This window comes from Streptococcus mutans (genome assembly GCF_006739205.1).
In the GTDB taxonomy this organism is placed as follows: Bacteria; Bacillota; Bacilli; order Lactobacillales; family Streptococcaceae; genus Streptococcus; species Streptococcus mutans.
The window spans coordinates 1251920-1274488 of sequence record NZ_AP019720.1 but is presented as its reverse complement, the minus strand read 5'-3'; the positions used below and the strand labels follow the sequence as shown (position 1 = coordinate 1274488).

The 22569-nt window shown below is 35.1% G+C and carries 16 protein-coding genes, 1 pseudogene and 1 other annotated feature (1 of these 18 running past the window's edge); of the genes and pseudogenes, 15 read left to right on the top strand and 2 right to left on the bottom strand.

The genetic code is table 11. The features are described 5' to 3' along the window. Positions 1 to 12 precede the first annotated feature (12 nt). The 10 genes from FNL60_RS06470 (at position 13) to gorA (ending at position 15292) form a co-directional block, all read left to right on the top strand. On the top strand, positions 13 to 1410 hold the full coding sequence (locus FNL60_RS06470; protein ID WP_002267248.1) for a glycosyltransferase family 2 protein: 1398 nt from the start codon (positions 13 to 15) through the stop codon (positions 1408 to 1410). Further along, the gene (rgpF, locus tag FNL60_RS06465) at positions 1407 to 3158 is read left to right on the top strand and encodes a rhamnose-glucose polysaccharide assembly protein RgpF (protein ID WP_002280051.1); all 1752 of its coding nucleotides are present in this window, start codon (positions 1407 to 1409) and stop codon (positions 3156 to 3158) included. The genes FNL60_RS06470 and rgpF overlap by 4 nt, the downstream gene beginning before the upstream one ends. Beyond that, positions 3155 to 5695: an LTA synthase family protein gene (locus tag FNL60_RS06460; RefSeq protein WP_002267629.1), complete on the top strand. Its 2541-nt coding sequence runs from the start codon at positions 3155 to 3157 to the stop codon at positions 5693 to 5695. Before rgpF ends, FNL60_RS06460 begins: the two co-directional genes overlap by 4 nt. A 36-nt stretch (positions 5696 to 5731) precedes the next feature. Beyond that, a complete protein-coding gene (locus FNL60_RS06455; protein WP_011074554.1) occupies positions 5732 to 7048 on the top strand; it encodes a hypothetical protein in 1317 nt (438 codons plus the stop codon). A 16-nt stretch (positions 7049 to 7064) separates the two neighbouring features. After that, positions 7065 to 7991, top strand: coding sequence for a glycosyltransferase family 2 protein (locus FNL60_RS06450; protein WP_002261983.1), 927 nt, complete (start codon positions 7065 to 7067; stop codon positions 7989 to 7991). A 131-nt stretch (positions 7992 to 8122) separates the two neighbouring features. Further along, a complete protein-coding gene (locus tag FNL60_RS06445; protein WP_002261984.1) occupies positions 8123 to 9061 on the top strand; it encodes a glycosyltransferase family 2 protein in 939 nt (312 codons plus the stop codon). A gap of 133 nt (positions 9062 to 9194) precedes the next feature. Then, positions 9195 to 11006 carry a hypothetical protein gene (locus tag FNL60_RS06440; RefSeq protein ID WP_002278810.1) on the top strand — a complete coding sequence of 604 codons (1812 nt, stop codon included), beginning with the start codon at positions 9195 to 9197 and terminating at the stop codon, positions 11004 to 11006. A gap of 205 nt (positions 11007 to 11211) precedes the next feature. Then, complete coding sequence (locus tag FNL60_RS06435) at positions 11212 to 12846, top strand: GBS Bsp-like repeat-containing protein (RefSeq protein WP_002280049.1); 1635 nt, start codon at positions 11212 to 11214, stop codon at positions 12844 to 12846. Positions 12847 to 12964: 118 nt separating this feature from the next. Continuing rightward, positions 12965 to 13807: an aldo/keto reductase gene (locus FNL60_RS06430; protein WP_002264152.1), complete on the top strand. Its 843-nt coding sequence runs from the start codon at positions 12965 to 12967 to the stop codon at positions 13805 to 13807. Between the two features lie 132 nt (positions 13808 to 13939). Next, the gene (gene gorA / locus FNL60_RS06425; RefSeq protein ID WP_002261988.1) at positions 13940 to 15292 is read left to right on the top strand and encodes a glutathione-disulfide reductase; all 1353 of its coding nucleotides are present in this window, start codon (positions 13940 to 13942) and stop codon (positions 15290 to 15292) included. Between the two features lie 19 nt (positions 15293 to 15311). Here the strand turns inward: gorA and FNL60_RS06420 are convergent, their stop codons facing one another. Beyond that, positions 15312 to 16568 (bottom strand): bifunctional folylpolyglutamate synthase/dihydrofolate synthase, encoded by a 1257-nt coding sequence (locus tag FNL60_RS06420; RefSeq protein ID WP_002280048.1) that lies wholly within the window; start codon positions 16566 to 16568, stop codon positions 15312 to 15314. Positions 16569 to 16907: 339 nt separating this feature from the next. Then, entirely contained in the window at positions 16908 to 17354 is a 447-nt protein-coding gene (locus FNL60_RS06415) for a DUF6556 family protein (RefSeq protein WP_002261990.1), read from the bottom strand. Between the two features lie 123 nt (positions 17355 to 17477). Between FNL60_RS06415 and FNL60_RS06410 the strand changes: the two genes are divergently transcribed. From FNL60_RS06410 to FNL60_RS06390, 5 genes and pseudogenes are all read left to right on the top strand, one after another. Next, positions 17478 to 18620: a cysteine desulfurase family protein gene (locus tag FNL60_RS06410; protein ID WP_002278203.1), complete on the top strand. Its 1143-nt coding sequence runs from the start codon at positions 17478 to 17480 to the stop codon at positions 18618 to 18620. A gap of 114 nt (positions 18621 to 18734) precedes the next feature. Beyond that, on the top strand, positions 18735 to 19952 hold the full coding sequence (thiI, locus tag FNL60_RS06405; protein WP_002280047.1) for a tRNA uracil 4-sulfurtransferase ThiI: 1218 nt from the start codon (positions 18735 to 18737) through the stop codon (positions 19950 to 19952). Positions 19953 to 20089: 137 nt separating this feature from the next. Continuing rightward, positions 20090 to 21271, top strand: a complete 1182-nt coding sequence (locus tag FNL60_RS06400; protein WP_018110151.1) for a CapA family protein — start codon at positions 20090 to 20092, stop codon at positions 21269 to 21271. A 30-nt stretch (positions 21272 to 21301) separates the two neighbouring features. After that, positions 21302 to 21842: pseudogene (locus FNL60_RS06395) on the top strand (GNAT family N-acetyltransferase). 24 nt (positions 21843 to 21866) lie between these two features. Beyond that, the gene (locus tag FNL60_RS06390) at positions 21867 to 22454 is read left to right on the top strand and encodes a TMEM175 family protein (RefSeq protein ID WP_002264144.1); all 588 of its coding nucleotides are present in this window, start codon (positions 21867 to 21869) and stop codon (positions 22452 to 22454) included. Positions 22455 to 22517: 63 nt separating this feature from the next. Further along, positions 22518 to 22569, top strand: a sequence feature (ribosomal protein L21 leader region) (it continues 24 nt past the right edge of the window).

Below are 22569 nucleotides of genomic sequence, written 5' to 3'. Positions count from 1 at the left end.
CGGAGAATTAAAATGGTAAAAGTATCCATTATTTGCACCAATTATAATAAAGGAAGCTGGATTGGTGAAGCTATTGATAGTTTCCTGAAACAAGAAACATCATTTCCATATGAAATCATAATTGTTGATGATGCTTCAACAGATCATTCAGTTCATATCATAAAAACCTATCAAAAACAGTATCCAGATTTAATTCGGGCTTTCTTTAATCAAGAAAATCAAGGAATTACAAAAACTTGGTCCGATATTTGTAAGAAAGCTAGAGGACAGTACATTGCCAGATGTGATGGTGATGATTATTGGATAGACCCTTTTAAGCTTCAAAAACAAATTGATCTTTTAGAGACATCTCCTGAATCAAAATGGTCTAATACAGACTTTGACATGGTGGACTCTAAAGGGAATATAATTCATAAAGATGTACTAAAAAATAATATTATCCCTTTTATGGATTCTTATGAAAAGATGCTTGCCTTAAAAGGGATGACGATGGCTTCCACTTGGTTGGTGGAAACTAAATTAATGTTAGAAATTAATGATCGAATTAATAAAGATGCCGTTGATGATACCTTCAATATCCAATTGGAATTATTTAAAAAAACTAAATTAGCGTTTTTAAGGGATTCTACAACCGTCTATCGTATGGATGCTGAGTCAGATTCACGTTCTAAGGATTCAGAAAAACTAGCCCAGCGATTTGATAGACTCTTAGAAACGCAGCTTGAGTATATTGAAAAGTACCCTGATAGTGATTATAAGAAAGTTCTAGAATATCTATTGCCTAAGCATAATGATTTTGAAAAAGTTCTGGCTCAGGATGGAAAAAATGTTTGGGATAATCAGCAGATTACCATTTATTTAGCTAAAGGAGATGATCAAGAATTTTCAGAAGAAAATTGTTTTCAGTTTCCTTTGCAGCATTCGGGCAATATTCAATTGACTTTTCCAGAAAATATACGGAAAATTCGGATTGATTTATCTGAAATCCCAAGTTACTATCGTCAAGTGTCATTGGTAAATACAACAGTTAATACAGAATTATTACCGACTTGGACCAATGCCAAAGTCTTTGGTTATTCTTATTATTTTATAGCTCCCGATCCTCAAATGATCTATGATTTAACCGCACAAGAAGGGCAAGACTTTAAACTGACTTATGAATGGTTTAATGTTGATCAGCCAAGTCAGCCTGATTTTTTAGCGAATCACTTAGTGAAGGAATTGGATCAAAAGAAGGTAGAGCTAAAAATGCTCAGTCCTTATAAGTATCAATATCAAAAAGCTGTTGCTGAGAGAGATTTGTATCTAGAACAGTTAAATGAGATGGTTGTCCGCTACAATTCAGTCACTCATTCCCGCCGTTGGACCATTCCTACAAAAATTATCAACTTATTCAGGAGAAAAAAATGAAGCGCCTGCTTTTATATGTTCATTTTAATAAATACAATCGGGTAAGTTCCCATGTCGTTTATCAGTTGACTCAAATGAGATCCTTGTTTTCAAAAGTTATCTTTATTTCAAATAGCCAAGTGGCAGATGCGGATGTCAAAATGCTAAGAGAAAAGCATCTCATTGATGACTTCATTCAACGGCAGAATTCTGGATTTGACTTTGCAGCTTGGCGAGATGGAATGGTCTTTGTCGGTTTTGATGAACTTGTGACATATGACTCGGTAACAACCATGAATGACACTTGTTTTGGACCTCTTTGGGAAATGTATTCAATTTATCAAGAATTTGAAACCAAGACGACAGTTGATTTTTGGGGATTGACCAACAACCGTGCGACCAAGTCATTTCGTGAGCATATTCAAAGTTACTTTATTTCATTTAAAGCATCTGTTTTAAGAAGCACCGCTTTCAGAGACTTTTGGGAAAATATAAAAGAGTATCAGGATGTTCAAAAGGTGATTGATCAGTATGAAACAAAGGTCACGACAACTCTCTTAGATGCTGGTTTTCAATATGATGTCGTTTTTGATACGACCAAAGAAGATGCTTCGCATATGCTTCATGCAGACTTCTCTTACTATAATCCAACAGCTATTTTGAATCATAGGGTGCCCTTTATCAAGGTTAAAGCGATTGACAATAATCAACATATTACGCCCTATCTTTTAAATGATATTCAAAAGAATTCGACCTATCCTATTGATTTAATCGTTTCGCACATGTCAGAAATCAATTATCCTGATTTTAGTTATTTATTGGGTCACAAATATGTCAAGAAAAGGGAAAGAGTTGATTTAAAGAATCAAAAAGCTGCGGTTCATCTCCATGTGTTTTATGTGGATTTGCTGGAAGAATTTTTAACGGCATTTAAACAATTTCATTTTTCTTATGATTTATTTATAACGACAGATAGTGATGATAAGAAAGCTGAAATTGAAGAGATTCTATCCGCAAACAGTCAAGAGGCTCAGGTTTTTGTCACAGGCAATATTGGACGTGATGTTCTTCCTATGTTAAAATTAAAAAATTATTTATCTACCTATGATTTTGTTGGTCATTTTCATACCAAAAAGTCAAAGGAGGCTGATTTTTGGGCTGGCCAATCTTGGCGGGAAGAATTAATTGACATGTTGGTTAAACCAGCAGACAATATTTTAGCGCAATTACAGCAAAACCCCAAAATTGGTTTGGTGATTGCTGATATGCCAACTTTCTTTCGCTATAATAAAATTGTTGATGCTTGGAATGAACATTTGATTGCACCTGAGATGAATACATTATGGCAAAAGATGGGCATGACCAAAAAGATTGATTTCAATGCTTTTCATACTTTTGTCATGAGTTATGGCACTTTTGTTTGGTTTAAATATGATGCCTTAAAACCGCTCTTTGATTTAAATCTGACAGATGATGATGTGCCTGAGGAACCTTTACCGCAAAATTCTATTTTACATGCTATTGAGCGTTTATTGATCTACATTGCTTGGAATGAGCATTACGATTTTAGAATTTCTAAAAATCCAGTTGATCTGACGCCTTTCATAGATAATAAATTATTAAATAAACGTGGTAACTCAGCACCAAATACCTTTATTGATTTTAACCATATGGGAGGAATAAAGGGAGCTTTTAAGTATATCTTTATTGGTCCAGCTAGGGCTGTCAAATATATCCTTAAACGTTCTCTGCAAAAAATAAAGTCATGAAACAATTGAAAAAAATATGGGATATGCTTGGAAAGCAAAAATTACTTATTTTCATTTTCATTTTTGCTCTTAATGTCACATTAAGAAATTATGATCTTTTAATAGGACGTAGAGCAAATTCATCTTTGTCTTTCAAAGTCATTTCGAGAAACTTTGATATTATGATGGAGCATTGGGAAGCATTGCCTAGTCATTTTAAAATTATCGGGGGAGTTTGTCTTGTTATTTATGTTCTCTCCATTTTAGGACTATCGTTCTATTTATCTAAAAATCTAAAGAAAACTTTTTTTATAGAATTATTGTTAGGATATGGTCTTTATATAGTAATATCCTATTTTCTAGCTGTTACCAGAGAATTAAATAATGAGTCTTTTAAGATTTGGGATTTAGCAAAAAATCACTTCTTTCAGCCTTATTTTTTACCGACTTTAGTTTTAATTATTGTTTGCACACTTGCTTTGAATTATCTTATAAGAGTGAAAATGAAGAGATCACATTTGTCTCGGAAAATGACTCTACTTTTAGAGAACTTTTCTGAAACTGAATTTCTTCTAACTGGATTAATTGTTTCTTTTATTCTTAGCGATACGCTTTATGTTAAACTTTTACAGGAATCATTAAGGGCTTATTACCACAAACCTCTTGCCTATGAAAGTCTTTTATTTCTTTATACTCTGCTAACGTTAATCTTGTTTAGTGTGATTGTAGAAGCTTGTTTTAATGCTTATCGTTCTATCAAATTGAATCGTCCCAATCTCTCCCTAGCCTTTGTTTCCAGTCTTTTATTTGCTACTATCTTTAACTATGCTTTTCAATACGGCTTAAAAAATGATGCTGATTTATTAGGTAAGTATATTGTTCCGGGAGCAACTGCTTACCAGATATTGGTATTGACAGCGGCTGGTTTTTTCTTATACTTGATCATTAATCGCTATCTACTTGTAACTTTTCTAATTGTTATTTTAGGATCAATTATTACTGTCGTTAATGTCCTTAAGGTAGGTATGCGTAATGAACCTCTGCTAGTGACAGATTTTGCATGGGTTACTAATATAAGATTGTTAGCACGTTCTGTTAATGCTAATATTATTTTTAGTACTCTATTAATTTTAGCTGCTCTGATTCTGTTATATTTGTTCCTTAGAAAACGTTTGCTGCAAGGAAAAATTACGGAAAATTATCGGTTAAAAGTAGGGCTTATCTCTTCTATTTGTCTTCTTGGGTTTAGTATTTTTATCATCTTTAGAAATGAGAAAGGCAGCAAAATTGTAAATGGGATTCCTGTAATATCTCAGGTTAATAATTGGGTTGATATAGGCTATCAAGGCTTTTATTCGAATGCTAGTTATAAATCTCTGATGTATGTTTGGACAAAGCAGGTAACCAAGTCTATTATGGATAAACCGTCAGACTACAGTAAAGAGCGTATTCTTAAATTAGCTAAGAAATATAATAATGTAGCTAATAAAATCAATAAGGTTCGAACAGAAAATATTTCAAATCAGACAGTTATCTATATTTTAAGTGAAAGTTTTTCGGATCCTGACCGTGTTCAAGGAGTTAACCTTAGTCGTGATGTTATTCCTAATATTAAACAGATTAAAGAAAAAACAACTAGCGGATTAATGCATTCAGATGGTTATGGCGGTGGTACTGCCAATATGGAATTTCAATCATTAACTGGTTTGCCATACTATAATTTTAACTCTTCGGTTTCAACTCTCTATACCGAGGTTGTTCCTGATATGTCTGTTTTTCCTTCCATCAGCAATCAGTTTAAATCGAAAAATCGAGTTGTTATTCACCCATCTTCGGCTTCAAATTATTCTAGAAAATATGTTTATGATAAATTAAAATTTCCGACTTTTGTTGCTTCCAGTGGAACCAGTGACAAAATTACTCATTCTGAAAAAGTAGGACTTAATGTTAGTGATAAAACAACTTATCAGAATATTTTAGATAAGATTAATCCTTCTCAAAGTCAATTTTTCTCTGTAATGACAATGCAAAATCATGTACCTTGGGCATCGGATGAGCCAAGTGATGTGGTTGCTACTGGCAAGGGCTATACAAAAGATGAAAATGGTTCTTTATCTAGTTATGCGCGATTGCTGACCTATACAGATAAAGAAACGAAAGATTTTTTAGCCCAACTTTCGCAGCTGAAACACAAAGTAACAGTTGTTTTTTATGGAGACCATTTACCTGGTTTGTATCCTGAAAGTGCTTTCAAAAAAGATCCGGACAGTCAATATCAAACAGATTACTTTATCTGGAGTAATTATAATACCAAGACTTTGAATCATTCTTATGTTAATTCTAGTGATTTTACAGCTGAACTTCTAGAACATACCAATTCGAAAGTTTCGCCTTATTACGCTCTATTAACAGAAGTTTTAGATAATACTACTGTTGGTCATGGAAAACTGACTAAAGAACAAAAAGAAATTGCTAACGATTTGAAGCTTATACAATATGATATAACTGTAGGAAAGGGATATATCAGAAACTATAAAGGATTCTTTGACATTCGATAAATCTTTTTTTATGAAAAATACTTATGAGAAATTTCAATGCTAATATATAGAAGGAGAGTATTTATGGAAAAGGTAATAAGTTTTATTAAGAATCATTACCGCCTATTGTTATTTTATTTTATTGTCAGTATTATTTTTACATTAGAGCTGGTAGTATATATTAATGATGCAGGAGATCAAACGATCTTTGCGCATGAATTAAGTAAACATGGTTTCTTTGAGTATGCCATTTATCGCTATCAAACTTGGTCAAGTAGATTGCTTATTGAATCAGTGACGATGTTTATGTCAGGACATCATTATATTATTTTTGATATTTCTTTATTAGGTTTAACCTTTCTCTTCTTATATGCTTTGAAGCAGATTATTCTTCCTGAAAAGGGTTATCTATATGTAAAATATAGTCTTCCAATAGTTTTTATCGTTATTTTTCCCGGAGTGCTTTTTACAAGTGCTGGTTTAATTCCTACAGTAACGAATTACTTATTCCCTATGTTTGCACTAGTAATTGGATGGTGTTTATTAAATCAGAAAAATAACTTCTCTGTATTGTTAGCATTTATTGCTATTAGTTTTGCTTTTATGCAAGAACAGTTCACTGTTTTAGGATTTCTTATTATAGGTTTTCTTCTTATAGCAGAATTTGTTAAAAATCAAAAAATTAATATGAGATATTTAGGAGCATTTGGTGTTTCTTTATTAGGTCTTATATCAGCATTCTTTTCTCCAGGTTCTGACAGTCGTCTCTCGCAAGAGATTGCCACTTGGTATCCCGGTTTTAATAAATTATCTCTAATAACGAAAATTCTAAAAGGTTATTTGGAAACAAACAGAATTATTTTTGTAACCGCAGAATTAAATATTTTCTTTATACTATTGCTTATAATTATTATTCTATCTCTTCTAAAGAAACAATTTTTCTCAACAGTTGCTATAAGTTTTATAGTGTATACACTCATTATAAATAAGTTAGGTATCAGTAATTTATTTACAGCAATACAAAAAATTGTTGATACTCAAAATGTAAGGAAAAATCATCTTTATTTTAGTATTAAAGAGAATTTATACCCGTTGATTATTTATACGGCTTTGCTATTAATAATAACTGTTGTTATCTTTTACTTATTTGAAGAAAAAATAAAGGGTTTGCTGGCCGTGGTTATCTTGGTTGCAGGATATGCTTCAAGAATGCTAGTCTCTTTGTCGCCAACTATTTATGCTTCTCAACTCAGAACTTATATTCCATTACTTTTTGCCGTCTTCATTGTAATTTTACTTCTTTTGAAAGAGGGATATCCCTTACTTAAAGAAAAGGTGAGATGGCAAGAAGGAAAATTTAAATCCAATTATTAATTTTCAAGGGGGAAAAATGAAAAAACTTTCAATAGTTATTCCTTGTTATAATGAGGAAGAAACCATTTACCCATTTTTAAAAGAAACACAAAAAGTGGAAAGACAAATGTCTGATGAGCTGTTTTTTGATTATTATTTTATTAATGATGGTTCAAGTGATAAGACTTTAACAGTTTTACGTGAGGCTGCAGCTCGGTTTGAAAATGTACATTATCTCTCTTTTTCCCGAAATTTTGGAAAAGAAGCTGCTCTTTTAGCAGGGTTGGAAGCAGTAGATGGTGATCTTATTACGGTTATGGACGCTGATTTACAGGATCCGCCAGAATTGTTAATCAAAATGTACTCTAAATTAAAACAAGGTTATGATGTGGTAGGTACTCGACGTGCTGACCGGAAGGGGGAGCCTTTTATTCGCTCTTTATTTGCGAAAACATTTTATTGGCTTATTAATAAAATTTCGAGTACAGAAATGGTAGATGGGGCGCGTGACTTTCGTTTAATGACACGTCAGGTAGTTGATAGTATTTTAAAGTTAGGCGAAGTCAACCGGTTTTCAAAGGGCCTTTTCTCTTGGGTAGGATTTGATGTCACTTACGTAGCTTATGAGAATCGAGAACGTGTTGCAGGAAAAACGTCATGGAGTTTTTGGACTCTTTTACGTTATTCTATGGATGGTTTCATTAACTTTTCTGAAGCACCGCTTAACTTGGCAACATGGACAGGGGCTATTTCGTTTTTACTTTCCATCATTAGTATTTTATTTATTATCATTCGAAAATTAACTGTTGGGGGCAGTGTTACGGGCTGGGCTAGTATGGTGTCTATTATACTTTTAATAGGTGGTTTACAGCTTTTGTCACTTGGTATTATTGGAAAATACATTGCTAAAATCTTTTTGGAAACCAAGAAAAGACCAGTTTATATTGTTAAGGAAAAAGGATAAAGGCTATAGGCATTTATTTAGAATCAATAGCTTTATAAAACCAGAGCTTAGCATTTACTAGTAAGTCATGTTTAATTGTTGTTGATTCTAAATTTTGTTGCTTGATAATATTAATAGTGAGAATTTATACTATGACAGAGAAAATTGCAATATTACTTCCAGCTTACAATGAAGAGATTACTATTCAAAAAGTTATCTCTGATTTTAAGCGAGTCTTACCGGAAGCTGACATTTATGTTTATGATAATAATTCTAAAGACAGAACAAATGAATTAGCTCGTCAAGCTGGTGCGATTGTTCGTTTTGAATCTCGTCAAGGAAAGGGAAATGTTGTTCGTTCAATGTTTCGTGAAATTAATGCAGATTACTATATCATGGTTGATGCAGATGATACCTACCCAGCAGACGAGGTGCAAAAGCTTTTAGATCCTTTACGTTCTGGTAAAGCTGATATGACCATTGGAGATCGTCTATCTAATGGGACTTATGCTGAAGAAAATAAGCGTGGGTTTCATGGCTTCGGCAATAATTTAGTACGACTTTTAGTTAATCACCTTTACCAAGGAAATTATCAGGATATTATGACGGGATATCGTGGCTTTAATCGTCTCTTTGTTAAGAATTTTCCTGTCTTATCATCAGGATTCGAGATTGAGACTGAATTGTCAATCCATTCGCTTGACAAACGTTTTAAACTAGTCGAAGTGCCTATTACATATCATGATCGTCCCGAGGGCAGTGAATCTAAACTGAATACCTTCTCGGATGGTTTTAAAGTACTTTGTATGATTTTTAATCTCTTTAAAGATTATAAGCCACTCATATTCTTTAGTCTTGTGACTTTATTTTTCTTTATTTTAGGTCTTATCGTAGGTGTTCCTGTTGTGACGGAATTTGCAGAAACAGGCTTTATTGCTAAAATGCCATCAGCTATTTTAGCAACAGGTTTTATGATTTTAGCAGCCTTGTCTTTTGCGTTAGGTTTTATTTTAGATACTATTGTTCGTCAGAATCGTATGCAATATGAACTGAAAATTTATGACTATTATGAGCGTAATGGCCGTAAATAGTCTTTAGGGCTGGGGTTGGGTATTATTTGTGGCGATTATAAAAATGTTCAAATTTTTATCTAACTCAGCTTATTAGCCACCATTTTAAATTTTTAGAATTTTATGTAGATAAAAAAGAGGGAGATTGGTCTAATTGAATAAGAATGTGACTATTAAAAAAAGTACTCTATTTTATATTATATTATGTTTCATTGGAATTTTTCGAATAGCCTTATTGAGAAGTGCTCCATGGGAGTTGGATGCTAATACAGGTTATGATGATTTACTGCAGCTTAAAAATGCTATTTCAATTGCTTCAGGAAATTGGTTGGGTAAAACTTATTCTTATATTTCAATGACTAAAAATGTAGGCTACCCTCTTTTTCTTGCTCTAACTCAGCTGTTAAATATCCCTTATAGCGTACTTTATGGCTTGTTAATCAGTCTGTCTAGTTTTAGTTTTATAAAGGCCATTCAGCCTGTAGTAAAAAGTAAAAAATTACTGTTGCTTATCTTTTTTGTTATTATTTTTACGCCTATCAATCATGGTGCTTTTTATCGCATTTATCGTAATGCACTGGTTCCATGGGTTCTGTTACTTATTATATCTAGTTACATTGCTATCTTTATAAGACGTCGCGATAGATTATCTTTGTTTTTACCGTGGACTATTTTAGCTTTCTTTTCTATCATGTATTTTTGGACATTGCGGGAAGATTCTATTTGGATTTTACCTTTTATATTAGTTGCTGCTATAACAATTATTATAACAATTGTTATTCTTTATAAAAGGGATCTACATGAAATTTTATTAAGGAGTGTCCTTGTATTATTACCTTTAATTGGTATAGTTGTTAGTAATGTTTGGGTCTCAGCTATTAACTATAGCTATTATGGCATATGGGGCGTTAATGATCGCTCTGATACAGCTGCAGCAAAAGCTATGAGTCTCATTTATAAAATTGAAGATAATCAAACAACTGACAGTACTGTTTGGGCGTCACGAAAAGCTTTCGAATTAGCTATTAAAGCAAGTCCGAGTTTACGAACAGTAGGAAATACAGTTTTAGCTTCGTATGGTCTATGGGCTGGTAAAAATACTGATATTAAAGGAGATATTGCTCAATGGGCTTTTCGATTTGGTGTAGAAGAAGAGGGTTATTATCATGGTAATGGCAAAAAAACCAATGCTCTTTATAAAGCTATAGCAAATGAACTGGGGGAAGCTTTTCAAAAGGGAAAGTTAAAGAAACGCGATGGTATCTATCTCTCCACACAAACAGGTGCCTTCCATTGGAAAGATATTAGTCAATCTATGACCATGTCACTGGATCTGACGAATAAAATGTTTCATTTCTATAATACAAATTTATCATCAGGTTATATAGATTATCCTAATTTAACAGAGACTGAGCTTATTTCTTACGAAGGCATGCTAAATACTTCCTTGCCTAGAACTAATGATCAGTTAAGTGCAGTAGGGATCACAAAGACCTACAGTGATTATGATGTCAATTTAACTAGTCTTTCAAATCACTATCAGCAATTAAATGCTAGTATTTTTAGAAGAAGAAATTATTATATTAATTTCCAAGAAAAGCTTATCAAATGTTATCAGGTTGTGTCCTATTTTATGTTTCCCTTGTCTTTTCTTGCTTATTTTATCTTAATTATTGATGGTTTTAGACATCAATTCACAGCTAATAATCTTAATAAATTAATTATACTATCTTCTCTATTACTAACAGGGATTCTAAATCTTTTTATTGTTAGTCTGTTTTCAAGATGGATTGACCCAAATACGGATTCTTTCATTTATGGTTTCTATGCTCCATCAGCTTATCTGTTATTTAACCTATTTATGTGCATGGGAGGAATAGTACTTTTTGAAAAATTATGTTCGTCAAGAATGCTAAAAAACTTTTTGTCAACTGTAGGCAATTATATGGGTAGGCACAGAGATTAACTATTATTTTACAACAATAGAGTTTGTTCGATGATTGCATCTTAGCGTCATTGGCAAACTCTATTTTATATTGTGATTAATTTGTAAAAGTCTTACTTAAGTCAGTCTAAAAAACATATATAATAGATAGTTCCTTTTTCAAAATTTCACATCCTATTTCCGAATAATAAGATGTAAAAAAGAATAAAGGAGATTTCGATTGAGAATGAGAAAACTTAAAGTGGCACTTTTTGCAAGCAGTATTTTAGGAATGCTGGCTGTTAGTTCTTATACGGCAGCAGATACAGAGGATAATCAGGTGACGATTAGCCATTATAATGAACAGGCTGGAACTTTTGATGTCAACGCTGTACAGGCAGCCAACGGAAAAACTATTCAATCGATAGATGTTGCGATTTGGTCTGAAGAAAATGGGCAGGATGATTTGAAATGGTATCATGCCAGTAATGATGGGAGCAATCAATTGACAGTTCATTTTAATGCTGAGAATCATGGCAGTAAGGTAGGCTCTTATATTGCGCATGCTTATATTACCTATACAGATGGTAATCGAGTCGGGGTTGATTTGGGGAAACGAAAATTATCCTTATCTGCACCGCAATTATCCTTAAAACAAGGTGGCCTTCAACTATTTTCTAAGCTGAAACCTGGTGCAGCGGATCAACTTTTTTCAGCAGTTTGGTCGGCTGAGAATGGTCAAGATGATCTTCATTGGTACACGGCAGATGCTGACGGGAATACTTTGGCTGGCTATGCTAATCATAAAGGTTATGGAACTTACCATGTTCATACTTACCTTAAGCAAAATGGTAAGATGATACCAATTAGTGCTCAAGATATTGATATTCCTAAACCGAAAGTCAAGATTCAGATTGATAAAATAAATGATACCAGTTATGATGTTGTTGTTAATAATGTCCCCCCTTATATCAGTTCAGTATCCATTCCTGTGTGGAGTGAACAAAATGGCCAAGACGATTTGAAATGGTATCAGGCAACAAAAGTGGCTGATGGTATATTTAAAACAACTGTTTATTTAAAGGCACATCGTTTTGAATTAGGCAGCTATCAAGCTCATATTTATGGCGATAGCCAATTAAGCAAGAAACTGGATGGTCTAGGAGAAACTCATTTTAATGTTCCGTCTATTATTAACTATGAAGATCCTCAGGTAACTATTGATCATTATAATATTAACAAAGGAACGTTTGATGTGACTGTAGCTGAAACAGATAATTCAAAAGCGATACAATCAATCAGTGCTGCTGTTTGGTCTGATGCTAATCAAGCTAATCTTTATTGGTATGAAGCTAAACAGCTAGCAAATGGAAAGGCTGCAATTACTGCCGATGTTCAAAAGCATGGCAATCAAACAGGAAGCTACAATGTCCATGTTTATGTTCATTATAATGATGGCACGACTAGCGGACATGTTTTGGCTAATCAGCAGCTCAATCAGATTGTCCATTATCAACCTTCTGCAGTAAGAATAACAGCCTATATGAATGAAAAAAATACTTATCCAGTTGGTCAGTGTACTTGGGGAGTGAAAGAATTGGCTCCTTGGATACCTAATTGGCTTGGCAATGGCGGGCAGTGGGCAAGTACTGTAGCTGTTAAGGGATTCAAAATAGGAACTGTTCCTAAAGTTGGTGCTATTGCTTGTTGGAGTGATGGTGGTTATGGCCATGTTGCTTACGTTACCCACGTTGAGAGTAATAACCGTATTCAAGTGAAAGAAGCTAATTATAAGAATCAACAATATATTTCCAATTTTCGCGGATGGTTTGATCCCACGACTTCCTATTTGGGAAGATTAACTTATATTTATCCTGACTAAGAGAACAAAACTAAGATGCGCGTTTATATATAGCAATTGTTGTCAGTTATATCTTGCTTTTTAAGATTCGATTTTCTATAATGAAAGTCGTAATAGTAATCTTCGAGGAGGTATCAAAATGGAAGCGTACACTTTAATAAACGGCGTTCATATTCCTAAAATTGGTTTTGGAACTTGGAAATTGGCTGATGGGGATGAAGCTTATAAAAGCGTTAGTTATGCTCTTGAGGTTGGCTATAGACATGTTGATACAGCGCAGTATTATGGTAATGAAGTGAGTGTTGGCCGTGCCATTGCTGATAGTCCTATAAAGAGAGAAGAGCTTTTTATAACAACTAAAATTTGGAATGATAAGCATAGCTACGATGAGGCAAAACAATCTGTTGAAGAATCTCTCGCTAAGTTAAAACTTAATTATCTGGATTTGTTGCTTATTCATTGGCCTAATCCTAAAGCCTTGCGTGAAAATGATGCATGGAAGACAAGAAATGCTAATGTTTGGCGGGCAATGGAAGATTTATATCAGGCAGGGAAAGTCCGTGCTATCGGTGTCTCTAATTTTATGATTCATCATTTGGAGCCTTTGCTGGAAGTGGCTACTGTCAAGCCAATGGTCAATCAGGTTCTCTTGGCTCCCGGTTGTTCACAGGAGGATCTGGTTGCTTTCTGCAGACAAAATGAGATGATCTTGGAAGCTTACAGTCCTCTAGGCACAGGAAGTATTTTCGATAATCAAACAGCTCAAGATTTAGCTAATAAGTATAATAAAACAGTAGCGCAAATTGCTTTACGTTGGTCATTGCAAAAGGGATTCTTACCCCTGCCTAAATCAGCAACACCTAAGAATATCCTATCGAATCTTGCTATTTTTGATTTTGATTTGACTGAAGACGATATCTTAAAGCTTGATAAAATTGAAAATGTCAAATCACAGGGCAATCCTGATGAAACTGCCTTTTAAGAAAACAGAACAGGCTTACCTGCTTGCTGGGCAATAGGTTAGCTTGCTCTGTTTTTTCAGATTAAAAAATTGTCAGTCCAAGTGTTTTGTGATAAAGTAAATTTATGATTAATACAAGGAGTCTTTATTTTTATGACTAAACAATATGATTATATCGTTATTGGTGGTGGTTCAGGCGGGATTGCCTCTGCTAACCGCGCGGCTATGCATGGGGCTAAGGTGATTCTGTTTGAAGGCAAGCAAGTCGGTGGAACCTGTGTTAATGTTGGCTGTGTCCCTAAGAAAGTCATGTGGTATGGAGCTCAAGTAGCAGAAACCATTAATAATTATGCAGCTGACTACGGTTTTGATGTAACAACTCAGGCCTTTCATTTCGATGTCTTGAAGCAAAATCGTCAGGCTTATATTGATCGTATTCATGATTCTTATGAACGTGGTTTTGATAGCAATGGTGTTGAACGTGTTTATGGCTATGCTACTTTTGTAGATGCTCATACAGTAGAAGTAGCTGGGGAACATTATACTGCACCGCATATTTTGATTGCGACGGGTGGTCATGCCTTACTGCCGGATATTCCTGGTAGTGAGTATGGTATTACTTCAGATGGCTTCTTTGAGTTAGATGCCATTCCTAAACGGACAGCAGTTGTTGGTGCTGGTTATATTGCTGTGGAAATTTCAGGTATTCTGCATGCTCTTGGCAGTGAGACACATCTTTTTGTCCGTCGGGATCGTCCCCTTCGCAAATTTGATAAGGAAATTGTTGGAACACTTGTGGACGAAATGAAAAAGGATGGTCCTCATCTTCATACTTTTTCAGTCCCTAAAGAAGTGATTAAAAATACTGATAATAGTCTAACACTTATTTTGGAAAATGGTGAGGAGTACACTGTTGATACATTGATTTGGGCAATTGGCCGTGCTGCCAATACAAAAGGTTTTAATCTGGAAGTGACTGGTGTCACATTAGATAGTAGAGGTTTTATTGCGACTGATGCATTTGAAAATACTAATGTTGAAGGTTTGTATGCTCTTGGAGATGTCAATGGAAAATTAGAATTAACACCAGTTGCTGTAAAGGCTGGCCGTCAACTGTCTGAACGCCTTTTTAACCATAAGCCTCAGGCTAAGATGGATTATAAGGATGTTGCTACCGTTATTTTCAGCCATCCAGTTATTGGTTCAATCGGCCTATCTGAAGAGGCGGCTTTAGATCAGTATGGTGAAGAAAATGTCACCGTTTATCGTTCAACTTTTACTTCAATGTATACGGCAGTAACCAGTCACCGTCAAGCTTGCAAGATGAAGTTGGTAACAGTAGGTGAGGATGAAAAGATTGTTGGTCTACATGGTATTGGTTATGGTGTTGATGAGATGATTCAAGGTTTTGCGGTTGCTATCAAAATGGGAGCAACTAAGGCTGATTTTGACAATACCGTTGCCATTCACCCAACAGGTTCAGAAGAGTTTGTCACTATGCGCTGATATATATAAAAGACAAGGTTCATTGGAGCCTTGTCTTTTCGATTAGGTGATTACGAACTTGGGAAATGAAGTAGAAAGATCCTGTTACAACATAAAGATGGTCTGAATGGGCTGTTGCCTGAGTTATCCAATTTTTCCAATTGTCAACTCTTGGATAGCTAAGTGGGTAATTTTCTAAAGGCAAGGCTTCAAAAAAATCAAAGCTCGTAACACTGAGATCAAATTCAGCTAATTGTGCTAACATTTTTTCGATTGGTTTACGTTTGAGCCCGGCAAAGAGAATATGAATGGTTTTATCTCTAAAGCTGTCTTTTAGCACTTGAATCAGCTTTGTAATAGCATCTATATTGTGGGCGCCATCAAGCAGCAAATTAGTTTGTAATAGTTCACAACGTCCAGGCCAGATGGTAGATTGAAGACCAGTCCTTATTGTTTTGGAATTAATATTTGGAAATACCTTAGCTAGAATTAAACTCGTCATAATGGCAAGACTGGCATTAGCTTTTTGATGTTGTCCTAACATTTTTAGGTGAATAGCTGATATCAAAAAGTCTTGATAAATAAAGTCAAAAGCTTTGCCATTTTCCTTAAAAGAAAAGTCTTTATTGCATTCAAAAGTTGGGCAGCCTAATAATTGGGTTTCTTTATAAAATACTTGTTTAACTGCAGAAGTCATTTGGCCAAAAATAAAGGGGACCTTTTCATCTAAGACTCCTACCTTTTGGCGGGCAATTTGTGCTAAACTATTGCCCAGTTTTTCTTGGTGATCAAAACTTATTGAAGGACAGACAACCGCCAATGCTTTGAAAACGTTTGTTGAATCCTTAAGTCCACCGATTCCTGCTTCAATGATGGCAATGTCTACAGGATTGATTTGTGCAAAATAGGTAAACATAAGAAGTGTGACGAGTTCAAATTCGGTGACTTTTTCATACTGGGTTTCAACGGTTACCGATTCAACAATGGGTTTGACAAGCGAAATGACCTTGTTTAAGTCCTGATCAGAAATTTCCTTCCCGTCAATGGCAATACGTTCATTAAAGCGAGTAATATAAGGAGAAGTAAAGCTTCCCGTTTTATAGCCTGATGCTGTCAGAATATGCTGTAAATAGCTACATGTAGATCCTTTACCATTGGTTCCAACAATGTGAATAGCAGGAAATGTAGTTTGTGGATTGCCTAATTTTTCCAAGAGCCAATTCATGCGTTTTAAATCAGCTTGTCGTCCCTTGGCTTTAAAGGAGTGAATCCAATTGAGCGTTTCTGTTTTATTCATTGTTTGTCCTTTGATACAATAGTGTCATCATTATAGCATATCTGAAAGTACTCAGAAAAGAAAATTTAAAAAGAGAATAAGGCAAAGTCAGTCAATCGGAATGAATTGGTGATTTGATGTCGTCATTTTATTTTTTGCAAAGTGGATTAGATAAGTTTCAACAGTTTCTAAACTATTGGAGCGATCACTTGTAAAGCAAGGGATACTTTAACAATCCAGTGGACTGTTTAGGGGGTGAACTTGAAAAATGAGGGGGACAATTCCAATCAACTCCTGCGCTAAACTAACATTATGCAATAAAAAAGGTCGGGACACTTTTTTGTCCCAACCTTTTTAAAATTATTGACCAGCATTAGCATTGTTTTGATTTTGCTGATTATTTGCTTGTGATTGGCTATTGGCTTGATTTTGATTAGCCGAATTGCTGTTACTGTCATTTGCTGTTGTTGCAGTTTGGTTTTGATTTGATTCTGCAGAATTATTATTGTTATTGCTGTCATTTTCAGCTTGAGAATTAGCAGCATTGTTGTTACTATTTGAGTCATCCACTTCTTTTTCTTTGATGATAGTGGTTTTAGATGTGGAATCTTTTTTATCATTGTGTGAACTATTGCGATAATTATTAATAGTAATCAAAGCGGTAATAATCCCTAAAATACCAGCGATAATAGCAACACTCTTTTGCAGTGCTGAAAAACCTGTTTTGATATGTTCAGTCGGACGTTTCCGACTTGTCCCCTTTGTTTTTTTAGTGGGTTGTTGACGACGAGAATAGTTATTTGCCATGATTCCTCCTTTGATAATATTATACGCTTTTTCCCTAAAAAAGCCATAAAAATGATGCTATTCTCTAAAGAAGTTTTGTGAAATATGGTATAATGTTGCTATTGTATTAAAAAGGTGATAAAGATGATTTATTTTGATAATTCAGCAACAACACTTCCTTATCCGGAAGCAATCAAAACCTATGAAGAAGTGGCAACTAAAATTTTTGGCAATCCTTCTAGCTTGCATCAATTAGGTAGTCAGTCAAGCAGGATTTTGCAGGCATCTCGTCAGCAAATTGCAGAGCTTTTAGGAAAAAGGACAGATGAAGTCTTTTTTACTTCAGGCGGTACAGAAGGAGATAACTGGGTCATTAAAGGTCTGGCCTTTGAAAAGCAGCGTTACGGTAAACATATTATTGTATCTGACATTGAACATCCAGCAGTGAAAGAATCTGCTAAATGGTTGCAAACTCAGGGCTTTGAGGTTGATTTTGCCCCTGTTGACAAAAAGGGTTTTGTCAAAGTTGATGTCTTGGCAAAACTATTGCGACCTGATACTATTTTAGTTTCTATCATGGCTGTTAATAATGAGATTGGTTCTGTTCAACCGATTAAAGCAATTTCAAAGCTTTTAGCTGATAAGGCTAGTATTTCTTTTCATGTAGATGCTGTACAGGCAATTGGCAAGATAGCAACGGATGATTACTTGACTGATCGTGTTGACTTTGCGACTTTTTCTGGTCATAAATTTCATTCTGTTCGTGGTGTTGGCTTTATTTATAAGAAAGCGGGGAAGAAGATTTCTCCTCTTTTGAACGGTGGCGGACAAGAAGCTGGCTTTCGAAGCACCACCGAAAATGTAGCGGGGATTGCGGCAATGGCCAAAGCCTTGAGAATTGTTCTTGATAAAGCCAAAATAGGACAAAAACAACTGTTGGCTATGAAGAGAATTCTTTTTGATAGCCTATCGCATTATGATGATGTTATTCTTTTTTCAGAAATGGAATATTTTGCTCCCAATATTTTAACTTTTGGTATCAAAGGAGTGCGTGGTGAGGTATTGGTTCATGCCTTTGAAGAACATGATATTTACATTTCAACGACATCAGCTTGTTCCTCCAAGGCTGGTAAACCTGCGGGCACCCTCATTTCAATGGGAATTTCCAGCAAGCTTGCTCAAACAGCCGTTCGCCTTAGTCTTGATGAAAATAATGACATGAGTCAGGTGGAGCAATTTTTAACCATTTTCAAACAAATTTATGAAAAAACAAAAAAAGTAAGGTAAGAAGGGAAGGCAAAAAGGTCTGAGAAATTTAGACAAGAGATAAGTCGTTTCTAATTTAGGTGACTTGTTTCGATTTTTTCTATTCTAATGATTCAATGACCTTTTATTTTTACTATGCAGTATTCAGAAATTATGGTGCGTTATGGTGAATTGTCAACGAAAGGTAAAAATCGTATGCGTTTTATCAATCAATTGAAACGCAATATGAAACATGTTTTGTCCATTTATCCTGAAGTCAGTATTCGTGCGGATCGTGATCGTGCCCATATCTATCTTAATGGAGCAAACTATGTTCCTGTAGCAGAATCCCTTAAACAAATTTTTGGGATTCAAGCCTTCTCTCCCTCCTATAAGGTTGAAAAAAGTGTCCCTGCTTTAGAGAAGGCTGTTCAAGCAATTATGATGGAACTTCATCATGAAGGTTTGACATTTAAAATTTCCAGCAAAAGAAGTGATCATCAGTTTGAATTAGACAGTCGTGAACTTAATCAGGTTTTGGGCAGTGCAGTTTTTGCCGTTTTGCCTGATATCAAAGCGCAGATGAATCATCCAAATGTCAATTTGAAAGTAGAGATTCGTGAGGAAGCAGCTTATCTTTCTTATGAAAATATTAAAGGAGCGGGTGGTTTGCCTGTTGGTACAGCAGGTAAGGGTATGCTGATGCTGTCAGGAGGAATTGATTCACCAGTGGCGGGCTATCTTGCTCTAAAAAGAGGCGTTAATATTGAAGCAGTTCATTTTGCCAGTCCGCCTTATACTAGCCCCGGTGCTCTGAAAAAAGCACAGGATTTGACACGTAAATTGACTAAATTTGGCGGCAATATTCAATTTATTGAAGTGCCTTTTACAGAGATTCAGGAAGAAATTAAGGCAAAAGCTCCTGAAGCCTATCTAATGACCTTAACTCGGCGTTTCATGATGCGAATTGCCGATCGGATTCGAGAAGAGCGCAGTGGTTTAGTTATTATCAATGGTGAGAGTCTGGGACAGGTTGCCAGTCAGACATTAGAGTCTATGCAAGCTATCAATGCTGTTACGACAACACCTGTTATTCGACCTGTGGTCACCATGGATAAATTGGAAATTATTGATATTGCTGAGAAGATTGATACTTTTGCTATTTCGATTCAGCCTTTTGAAGATTGTTGTACTATTTTTGCACCGGATCGGCCTAAAACCAATCCTAAAATTAAGAATGTGGAGCAGTATGAAGCGAGGTTAGATGTTGAAGGTTTGGTTGCGCGTGCTGTAGCGGGCATCAACATTACAGAAATAACACCGCAGGAAGAAAGTCAGGATGAAGTTGATGTCTTAATCGAAGATTTATTGTAAAAACAAGAAAAATCATATATTAATCATTTTCTTCATGAATCATAAATAAAAGAAACATTGGAAAAACATCTTTCAATGTTTTTTCTTTCAATGAAACCCTATCTTAAAAATGTTATAATAAGCATAGGGGTGACCATATGATTAAGAAGACGAGAGATACGAAAATCATAGTAATTTGTTTAGCTTTCGTTCTTTTCTGTTTGTTGCTGGCTGGCATTCATGATTTGTTTTTAAGGACAAAGCAAATAGACACATCATCAAACGGAGTCCAAAGAGCAAGAGTTGTGGCTAATGGTGATATTCTTTATCATGATATTCTCTATACCAGTGCCAGAAAAAACGATGGTTCCTATGATTTTGACCCTTATTTTGAATATGTTAAAAGTTGGATTTCTAGCGCTGATTTGGCTATTGGTGATTTTGAAGGAACCATTAGTCCTGATTATCCTTTAGCGGGTTATCCTCTTTTCAATGCCCCGACTGAAGCTGCTCAATCAATGAAAGATACAGGTTATGATGTCGTTGATTTGGCTCATAATCATATTCTTGACTCTCAGCTTTCGGGTGCTTTAAATACGGTTAAGACCTTTAATGACTTAGGATTAGATACGATTGGTATTTACAAAGAAGATCGTGCTAAAGAATCTTTTCTAATTAAGAAAGTCAACGGCATTAAAATTGCTATCTTGGGCTATGCTTATGGTTACAATGGGATGGAAAGCAATTTAACAGAAGAAGAGCAGGCTGCTCACCTTTCTAACCTTGACGAAAAGAAAATAAAAGCAGAACTCAAAAGTGCTGAGAAAAAAGCTGATGTGACCATTGTCATGCCGCAAATGGGGACGGAGTATGCTCTTGAGCCAACAGAGGAACAAAAAACACTCTATCATAAAATGATCAAATGGGGAGCGGATGTCATTTTTGGTGGACATCCTCATGTTGCTGAACCATCAGAGGTTGTCAAGCAAGACGGACAGAAGAAGTTTATCATTTATTCCATGGGCAATTTTATTTCTAACCAGTCCTATGAGAATTTACAAAATTATTGGACGGAACGTGGCTTGCTCATGGATGTCACTTTTGAAAAGAAAGCTGGCAAAACAAATATTAAAACGGTTAAAGCCCATCCAACCATGGTCTGGTCTTGGGGCAAGGGGCAAACAGGTTCAGAAGGTTATGAGTATAAGGATTACCGAGTCTTGATTTTAGAAGATTTTATCGAAGGCGGCAAATATCGTCATAAATTAGATAGTGCCATGAAAGAGAAGGTTGATACAGCCTATAAAGAAATGAAGGAATTGGTGAATTTAAAATGGTAGCAAAGATATGGTTGATAAGAAAGGGAATCGATGACTTTAACTCAACAAAAAGTGAAGTTTTTTAGTAAAGCTTATCATGATGTTAAAAGATTATATCTTTCAGCTTTTCCACCTCGTGAGCGGTGAGCGCTTTCCTTATTTTTGCTTGCTGCTAAATAGCTTGCGCTCTCTGGTGACTTGCTATGCCTATTATGATAAGGAACGCTTTGTTGGTTTTGCTTATATTATTGAATCTAAGGAGCAGGTGTTTATCCTTTTTTTAGCTGTTAATGGGTCAGTTCGCTCCAAAGGATATGGCAGTATGATATTAGCACAGATTCGTGAATATGCTGGAAGAAAACCGCTTATTTTAACGATAGAGCCTGTCGAGAAAGATTCGCCAAATAGTGAACAAAGAAGACAGCGGCTGTCCTTTTATGAGCGCAATGGATACCAACTGACATCTCATTACTATTACGAGGGGCAGGAGCGCTACCAGATATTGACTACGGAACAGAGTATTGATTTAGAACGTTTTCAAAAATTAGTCAAAAGAGCGGTTCTGGGCTTAGTGCTAATAACAGTACAGTAGGAAACATAATGAGAGAGGTTTACAATGACAAAGGAACGTTTAGCTGCGTTTACAGATGCTATACTGGCTATTATCATGACAATCTTAGTTTTAGAATTAAAGAAACCAAACCCTATTTCTTGGGAAAATCTATGGCAGTTACGAATGAATTTCTTTGCCTATACTATTTCCTTCTTTTGGTTAGGAGCCATGTGGGTTTTATTGCATCGTAATTGGCATGATATTAAAAGTATTTCCAATAAAACAGTTTGGCAGTCTTTATTAATGTTGTTTTTCTCTTCTTTTTTTCCTTATGCCACTAATCTGGTTGCAAGTGATTTCAATAATTCAGCTGCTCAGTCCTTTTATGGTATTATTGTGATAGCAATATCTTGTTCAAATTTGTGGATGCAGAGTGATCTTTCGCATATTAAGGAAAACCAAAAGGCAGAAGCCATCCAAACTTTCTCTGTCAAAAAGAGTCGATGGCTAAAACTTGATATGTTTTTGAAAACTTTAGGATTGTTTTTAAGTTTGACCATTTGGCCATCGGCTATGATGTATACTGTTCTATTTGTTTCTTTGGCTATTGTTTTTCCTAATTCGATTACTGAAGAGAAAAAAGCTAAATAAATTAACTGTACTCCTTGAAATACCTAAGTGACTATGCTATACTATAAAAGTTGACTATATGCACATCCTGTGCAACCGCACGAAAATCGCTTTTAAGCAGCTTTCGTAGCTCACG

What these genes read in the sequence shown, in the direction of transcription:
- FNL60_RS06470 (WP_002267248.1), top strand. Translation starts at nt 13, where the DNA reads ATGGTAAAAGTATCCATTATTTGCACCAATTATAATAAAGGAAGCTGG.
- rgpF (WP_002280051.1), top strand. Translation starts at nt 1,407, where the DNA reads ATGAAGCGCCTGCTTTTATATGTTCATTTTAATAAATACAATCGGGTA.
- FNL60_RS06460 (WP_002267629.1), top strand. Translation starts at nt 3,155, where the DNA reads ATGAAACAATTGAAAAAAATATGGGATATGCTTGGAAAGCAAAAATTA.
- FNL60_RS06455 (WP_011074554.1), top strand. Translation starts at nt 5,732, where the DNA reads ATGCTAATATATAGAAGGAGAGTATTTATGGAAAAGGTAATAAGTTTT.
- FNL60_RS06450 (WP_002261983.1), top strand. Translation starts at nt 7,065, where the DNA reads ATGAAAAAACTTTCAATAGTTATTCCTTGTTATAATGAGGAAGAAACC.
- FNL60_RS06445 (WP_002261984.1), top strand. Translation starts at nt 8,123, where the DNA reads ATGACAGAGAAAATTGCAATATTACTTCCAGCTTACAATGAAGAGATT.
- FNL60_RS06435 (WP_002280049.1), top strand. Translation starts at nt 11,212, where the DNA reads ATGAGAAAACTTAAAGTGGCACTTTTTGCAAGCAGTATTTTAGGAATG.
- FNL60_RS06430 (WP_002264152.1), top strand. Translation starts at nt 12,965, where the DNA reads ATGGAAGCGTACACTTTAATAAACGGCGTTCATATTCCTAAAATTGGT.
- gorA (WP_002261988.1), top strand. Translation starts at nt 13,940, where the DNA reads ATGACTAAACAATATGATTATATCGTTATTGGTGGTGGTTCAGGCGGG.
- FNL60_RS06420 (WP_002280048.1), bottom strand. Translation starts at nt 16,568, where the DNA reads ATGAATAAAACAGAAACGCTCAATTGGATTCACTCCTTTAAAGCCAAG.
- FNL60_RS06415 (WP_002261990.1), bottom strand. Translation starts at nt 17,354, where the DNA reads ATGGCAAATAACTATTCTCGTCGTCAACAACCCACTAAAAAAACAAAG.
- FNL60_RS06410 (WP_002278203.1), top strand. Translation starts at nt 17,478, where the DNA reads ATGATTTATTTTGATAATTCAGCAACAACACTTCCTTATCCGGAAGCA.
- thiI (WP_002280047.1), top strand. Translation starts at nt 18,735, where the DNA reads ATGCAGTATTCAGAAATTATGGTGCGTTATGGTGAATTGTCAACGAAA.
- FNL60_RS06400 (WP_018110151.1), top strand. Translation starts at nt 20,090, where the DNA reads ATGATTAAGAAGACGAGAGATACGAAAATCATAGTAATTTGTTTAGCT.
- FNL60_RS06390 (WP_002264144.1), top strand. Translation starts at nt 21,867, where the DNA reads ATGACAAAGGAACGTTTAGCTGCGTTTACAGATGCTATACTGGCTATT.